Raw genomic sequence first — 6,279 nt, 5'->3', positions numbered from 1 at the left:
CGGCACGAAGATCGTCTTCACGATGCGCTGCCCGGCCACCAACCCGGCGACCATCGACGGCGTGCCGGCGTGCACGGGCCGCTGGAACATCTGGGAATACGACATGAGCACGGGCGGGCTGACCGGCGGCACCTTCCGCCGCATCACCGCCTCGACCACCGAAGACGACGTCGATCCGGCCTACCTGCCGGGCGGCCGCGGCTTCGTGTTCAGCTCCAACCGCCAGGGCAAGACCCGCACGGTGCAAGGCAACCAGACCTTCTATGCGCTCGACGAATACGAGCGCGAGCGGGTGCTGCAGCTGCACACCATGGACAAGGACGGCGGCGCGATCACGCAGATCTCGGTCAACGCGAGCCACGACCGCAACCCGACGGTGCGCAGCAACGGCGAGATCATGTTCTCGCGCTGGGAGCACGTCGGCCCGCGCAACCGCTTCGCGATCTTCCGCGTCAAGCCCGACGGCACCGACATGTTCGTGCTCTACGGCGCGCAGAGCCCGGGCAACAGCTTCCTGAACCCGCGCGAGATGGACCCGAATGGCAAGTACAAGGGCTTCGTCTCGTCCGACCTGATGGCGCTGTCGCGCACGCAGGAAGGCGGCTCGCTGATGTTCATCGACGCGGCGAACTACTCCGAATACAACACGCCGGCCAACCGTTCCGTCGCTGCCAGCGGCGGCCAGGCCGAGGTGACGGACCGGCCGCTGAACCAGAACCGCGGCCTGTCGCCCTACGGCCGCATCTCCACGCCCTACCCGCTGTGGGACGGCACCGACCGCGTGCTGCTGGCCTACCGCCCCTGCGAGGTGACGCGCAACGGCACGGTGATCCCCTGCGCCAACCTCACCGAGGCGGAGCGCGCCAGCCTGGAAGACGAGACGATGTCGCGCGCCGAGCGCGCCGCCGCGCCGGTGCAGGACAACGCGCCGGCCGCGTACAGCATCTACATGTTCGACCCGGCCAAGGCCAAGCAGACCTTCCTGCCCATCGCCACGCCGCCGGCCGGCTTCATGTACATCGACCCGGTGGCCATCGAGGTGCGCCCGGAGCCGAACGCCACCGACCCGACCAGCGTCGACGCCGCACTGGCCGCGCAGAACCTCGGCGAGATCGAGGTGCGTTCGGTCTACGACACCGATGGCCTGGACCGCAATGGCGAATCGATGATCGCCCCCGCCGACCTGGCCGCCAACGGCTGCAGTGCCGGCATCGCCAAGGCCGCGCCGCTGAACGCCAGCGACACGCGCGCCCAGGTGGCCGATCTCACCCGCATCAAGGATCCGGCCGACGCGGCCTACCACTGCTCGCCGATGCGCTTCGTGCGCGCCACGCGCGTGGTGCCGCCGCAGGCCGGCAGCACCGGCATGCGCGAGGCGATCGGCGAGACCGACTTCGAGCCGCAGCAGATCCTCGGCTACGCGCCGATCGAGCCGGACGGCTCCTTCAAGCTGCGCGTGCCGGCCGACACGCCGATCGCGCTGACGGTGCTCGACAGCCAGGGCCGCGGCATCCAGACGCACCTGAACTGGATCCAGGTTCGCCCCGGCGAGCGCCGCACCTGCCTGGGCTGCCACAGCCCGCGCCGCGGCGCCTCGATCAACTCCGGCACGGTGGTCGACACGCTGCCGGCGGCGCTGAACCCGGCGATCGCGAGCCAGCACCAGTCGGGCGAGACCATGGCCTCGCTGCGCACGCGGCTGGACAACACCCGCTTCGCGCTGAAGGCCGACATGGAGTTCGTCGACGACTGGGCCAACACCAGCCGCAGCGGCGTGACGGCGCGCGCGCCGATCACCATCCGCTACACCGGCAACGCCAACGCGGCCGACGACCTGGCCACGCCGGTGCCGACCGAGGGCTTCATCAACTACCCCGACCACATCCAGCCGCTGTGGACGCGTGACCGCGGCGCCAACACCTGCACCGCCTGCCACACCGACCCGGCCGCGCTCGACCTGCGCGGCTCGATCGCCGGCACCGGCCGCATGACCTCGTACGAGGAGCTGGTGGTCGGCGACCCGGTGATCGACCCGGCCACCGGCCTGCCGCAGACGCGGCTGCGCGACGGCGAGCCCGAGATCGTGCGCGGCCCGGCACTGGTGGAGACCATGGCCGGCGGTGCGGTCGGCATGGCGCGTTCGAGCCGCCTGACCGAGATCATGTCCGGCGAGACGCTCAAGGCCGGCGCCGATGCGCGCACGACCTTCCCCGGCCCGACCGGCTCCGCGCCGAACCACGCGACGATGCTCAACAAGGCGGAGAAGCGCCTGCTCGCCGAGTGGATGGACCTGGGCGGCCTGTACTACAACAACCTGGTGGCCAACGGCAGCCCGGTGCGGCTGACCACGCTGAGCGAAGCGACCTTCGAGCGCGACGTCTTCCCGATCCTGCAGAGCGACTGCGCGAGCTGCCACCAGCCGGTGGGCAGCTCGGGTGCGGCACAGACGGCGCAGAGCTTCGCCAACAACCGCTTCGTGCTTGCCGGCAGCGTCGAAGGCGACTACAACGTATCGCTGACGATGATCTCCGACGTCTGCAACGGGCCGTCGAACGCGCTGCTGAGCCGTCCGTCGACCTCGCCGCACCCGTCGGGCGCCACCACCGCCGTGATGCCGGCCGGCAGCGCGAAGTACAACACCATCGCCAGCTGGATCGCCAGCGGCTGCTCGAACCCATGAAGAAGCGCGTTGCCGCGATCGCCTCCGCCGCGCTGCTGGCCAGCTGCGGTGGCGGCAACCCGCTGTCGAACCCGGATTCGATCGCGAATCCGGGCCAGACCAGCGGGCAGAAGCTCTCGTTCATCTATTTCCAGAAGTGCATCAACCCGATCTACCTGCTGCAGCTGCAGGTCAATCAGAACGGGGTGGTCACCACCAACACCTGCGCCAGCGGCGGCTGCCACGACACCAACACCGGCACGGGCGGCGCGCTGCGGCTGGTGCAGGCGGCGGCCGACGTCGACCTGTCCGACCCGGCCAACACGCCAGACGCGGTGCGCGCCACGGACATGTACAGAAACTTCTATTCCTCGCAGGGCGCCACGGTGATCGGCGCGCCGGCGGAAAGCCGGCTGCTGGCCAAGCCGCTGCTGACCGTGCTGCACGGCGGTGGCCAGATCTTCTTCGACCTCAACGACGTGAACGCCAAGCGCATCGCCTACTGGATCAGCCGGCCGATGCCGCAGGGCCAGGACGAGTTCAGCATCGCCGGCAACAGCATGCTCGACCCGGCGACCGGCGCGTGCCTCGACCAATGACGCTGCCGCTGCCAAGAGCCGCCCACCCGCTCGCCTGCCTCGCGCTCGCCCTTGCCGCCGCCTTCGCGGCGGTTCCCGCTCGTGCGGCCGACGAGGCTCCACGCAGCGAGCGGCTGCAGGTCACCGACCCCTACCTCGAGATGCGCACCGGCCCGGGCCGCGGCTACCCGATCCACCACGTGGCGGCGCGCTCGGAGTGGGTGGAGATCTCGCTGCGCTACACCGACTGGTACAAGGTGCGCACCGAGAGTGGCAAGGAAGGCTGGGTGCACCGCCGCCAACTCGTCACCACGCTGACCGAAGCGGGCGTTTCACGCTCGTTCCGCGACATCGCCTTCGACGACTACCTGCAGCGCCGCGTGGAGTTCGGCGCCGGCTGGGGCCACTTCAAGCAGGAACCGATGCTCAAGTTCTGGGTCGGCTACAAGCTCTCGGAGTCGATCGGCATCGAGGGCACGGTGGGTCAGGTGCAGGGCGTGTTCTCGGGCACCAGCTTCTGGCACGTCAACCTGCAGCTCGAACCCTTCTCCGACCAGCGCATCTCGCCTTTCTTCGCCGCCGGCGTGGGCAACTTCCGCAACATCCCGAACACCAGCCTGGTGGCGGCCATTCCCACCGACGCCAAGCTGGCCAACGCCTCGGTGGGCGTGCGCTACTACCTGACCGAGCGCTTCGTGCTGCGCGCCGACTACTCGATCTACACCGCCTTCCTCAACGACACCCGCTCGGCCGAATACCGCGCGCTGACCGGCGGCCTGTCGTTCTTCTTCTGAGCCTCGCGACGAGAACAACACCATGCGACTGTCCCTGCTCCTGATCACCGCGATGCTGTCGGCCCCGGCGCTCGCGCAGACCGCCGCGCCGCCACAGCAGCCTGCCAACGAGCAGGTGATCGTGCCCGAGGTGCAGCGCCGCGACGTGCGCATCCCCCAGTTCCCGTCGAAGGACTTCGAGGTTGGCCTGCTCGCAGGCACCTACGCCACGCAGAGCTTCGGCGCCAGCGCGGTGGGCGGCGTGCGCCTGGGCTACCACCTCAGCGAGGACTTCTTCGTCGAGACCGTGTTTGCGCAGACCAAGGTCAGTGACAAGACCTTCGAGGAGATCTTCCCCGGCGCCGGCCCGCTGGCCGACACCGACAAGAAGCTGAGCTACTACAACGTCTCGGCCGGCTACAACATCTTCCCCGGCGAGATCTTCCTCGGCAGCAAGTACGCCAAGGCCTCGTCGATCTACCTGATCGGCGGCGTCGGCAGCACCAAGTTCGCCAACCAGCGCAAGCAGACCTTCAACGTCGGCTTCGGCTTCCGTGTGCTGTTCAGCGATCGCTGGGCGGTGCGCGTGGACGTGCGCGACCACATCTTCAGCTACGACCTGCTCGGCGTGCGCCAGAACACGCAGAACCTCGAGCTGACCACCGGCTTCGCCTACTACTTCTGAGCCTGTCCATGGACCACGGATCGACTCTCCTGCCCTCCCCGTCGCGCCGTCGCCTGATCGGCGGCGCGCTCGCCCTGTCGGCCGGCGCGGCCGTGTGCACGACCGCCCGCGCGGCGATCGGCAGCGGCACGGCCCCCGACTTCACGCTGCGCACCACCGCCGGCGGCAACCTGCGCCTGCAGGAGCAGCGCGGCCGCGTGGTGATGGTGAACTTCTGGGCCACCTGGTGCGGCCCGTGCAAGATCGAGATGCCGCACCTGGTGCGCCTGTACGAGAAGTACCGCGCCTCGGGCTTCCAGCTGCTCGGCGTGAACATCGACGACGACCCGCGCAACGCCGTGGCCGGCGCCGCCAAGCTGGGCATCACCTTCCCGGTGCTGCTCGACGCCGAGAAGCGCGTGGCCAGGCTCTACGACCTGAGCACCATGCCGACCACGCTGCTGATCGACCGCGACGGCACCCTGCGCCACGTGCACCGCGGCTACCGCGACGGCTACGAGATCACCTACGACCAGCAGGTGCGCGAGCTCCTGAAGGCATGAACGCCATGCGACGCCTCACTCTCATGCTGTCGCTGACCGGCGCGGCGCTGCTGGCCGGCTGCTCGTCGTTCTCGCTGCCCTCGCTGCCCGAGCCCTGGGTCAAGCCCTACGAGCGCGAGCGGCTGGCCGACCCGATCATGCGCGGCGGCGGCGACCCGCTGGCGGCGCGCCACCGCGAGCACGTGCTGGTGGTGCGCGAAGGTTCGCGCGGTGCTAACTCAGCCCAGGGAGGCGGCTGTGGCTGCAACTGATCTGCGCACACTCTGGCAGCGCATCGCCGGCCTGTTCGGCAGCCTGCTCGCGATGGGCGGCGCCAAGGCGATCGAGCTGCCGGAGAACCGCGCCGAGGCGCTGTACCACCTCTACAAGGGCGGCGGCGTGACGGCCGACGGCCCGGCGCTGCTGGTGCGCAAGAGCCTGGCCGACAAGGTGTCGCTGTACGGCTCGTACTACGTCGACGCAGTCAGCAACGCCTCGATCGACGTGGTCACCACCGCCAGCCCGTTCAAGGAGACGCGCAAGTCCTACGACCTCGGCGTCGACTACGCCTACCGCGACTCGCTGATGTCGCTCGGCCTGTACCGCAGCAAGGAGCCGGACTACGAGGCCGACAGCTTCAGCCTCGACGTCGCGCAGGAGGTCTACGGCAACATGACCACCATCGCGCTGGGCTTCACGCGCAGCGTCGACAAGGTGCTCAAGGCCGGCGAGCCGAGCTTCGCGGACACCGCCAAGCACTGGCAGTACCGGCTCGGCGTGACGCAGGTGCTGACGCCGCGCATGCTGGCCAGCGCCAACCTCGAGGTGGTGTCGGACACCGGCTACCTCGGCAACCCCTACCGCGTGGCGCGCGTGTTCGGCGCCACCGTGCCGGAACGCCACCCGCGCACGCGCACCAGCCGCGCGGTCAAGTTCAAGGTGATCGGCGACCTCGGCGACCGCAACGCCGCGCGCGCCGAGTACCGCTACTTCTGGGACACCTGGGTCATCAAGGCGAACACGCTGGAAGCGGTTTACAGCCGCTACGTGGGCACCGACTGGC

The 6,279-nt window shown here is 69.4% G+C and carries 7 protein-coding genes; all 7 read left to right on the top strand.

The window, feature by feature from the left end:
* Positions 1–2,680: hypothetical protein (locus AB7U92_RS19785; RefSeq protein WP_428580941.1), on the top strand; the 2,680-nt coding region annotated here is incomplete at its 5' end.
* Positions 2,677–3,258 carry a hypothetical protein gene (locus AB7U92_RS19780; RefSeq protein ID WP_428580938.1) on the top strand — a complete coding sequence of 194 codons (582 nt, stop codon included), beginning with the start codon at positions 2,677–2,679 and terminating at the stop codon, positions 3,256–3,258. The genes AB7U92_RS19785 and AB7U92_RS19780, both read left to right, overlap by 4 nt.
* Positions 3,255–4,031: an SH3 domain-containing protein gene (locus AB7U92_RS19775; protein ID WP_428580935.1), complete on the top strand. Its 777-nt coding sequence runs from the start codon at positions 3,255–3,257 to the stop codon at positions 4,029–4,031. Before AB7U92_RS19780 ends, AB7U92_RS19775 begins: the two co-directional genes overlap by 4 nt.
* 22 nt (positions 4,032–4,053) lie before the next feature.
* Entirely contained in the window at positions 4,054–4,695 is a 642-nt protein-coding gene (locus AB7U92_RS19770) for an outer membrane beta-barrel domain-containing protein (protein ID WP_428580932.1), read from the top strand.
* A gap of 8 nt (positions 4,696–4,703) precedes the next feature.
* A complete protein-coding gene (locus tag AB7U92_RS19765) occupies positions 4,704–5,237 on the top strand; it encodes a peroxiredoxin family protein (protein WP_428580930.1) in 534 nt (177 codons plus the stop codon).
* A 5-nt stretch (positions 5,238–5,242) separates the two neighbouring features.
* Positions 5,243–5,488, top strand: coding sequence for a DUF4266 domain-containing protein (locus AB7U92_RS19760; protein ID WP_428580927.1), 246 nt, complete (start codon positions 5,243–5,245; stop codon positions 5,486–5,488).
* On the top strand, positions 5,475–6,279 hold an 805-nt coding region (locus AB7U92_RS19755), incomplete at its 3' end, for a DUF3570 domain-containing protein (protein WP_428580924.1). The genes AB7U92_RS19760 and AB7U92_RS19755, both read left to right, overlap by 14 nt.

This window comes from Piscinibacter sp., from assembly GCF_050175855.1.
Lineage (GTDB): Bacteria > Pseudomonadota > Gammaproteobacteria > Burkholderiales > Burkholderiaceae_C > Piscinibacter.
The sequence above is the reverse complement of the archived record's forward strand: the minus strand, read 5'-3'. Positions and strand labels throughout refer to the sequence as shown.

Excerpts from the sequence above, each read along its gene's own strand:
- AB7U92_RS19760 (WP_428580927.1), top strand. The coding sequence starts at position 5,243 with ATGCGACGCCTCACTCTCATGCTGTCGCTGACCGGCGCGGCGCTGCTG.
- AB7U92_RS19775 (WP_428580935.1), top strand. The coding sequence starts at position 3,255 with ATGACGCTGCCGCTGCCAAGAGCCGCCCACCCGCTCGCCTGCCTCGCG.
- AB7U92_RS19780 (WP_428580938.1), top strand. The coding sequence starts at position 2,677 with ATGAAGAAGCGCGTTGCCGCGATCGCCTCCGCCGCGCTGCTGGCCAGC.
- AB7U92_RS19765 (WP_428580930.1), top strand. The coding sequence starts at position 4,704 with ATGGACCACGGATCGACTCTCCTGCCCTCCCCGTCGCGCCGTCGCCTG.
- AB7U92_RS19770 (WP_428580932.1), top strand. The coding sequence starts at position 4,054 with ATGCGACTGTCCCTGCTCCTGATCACCGCGATGCTGTCGGCCCCGGCG.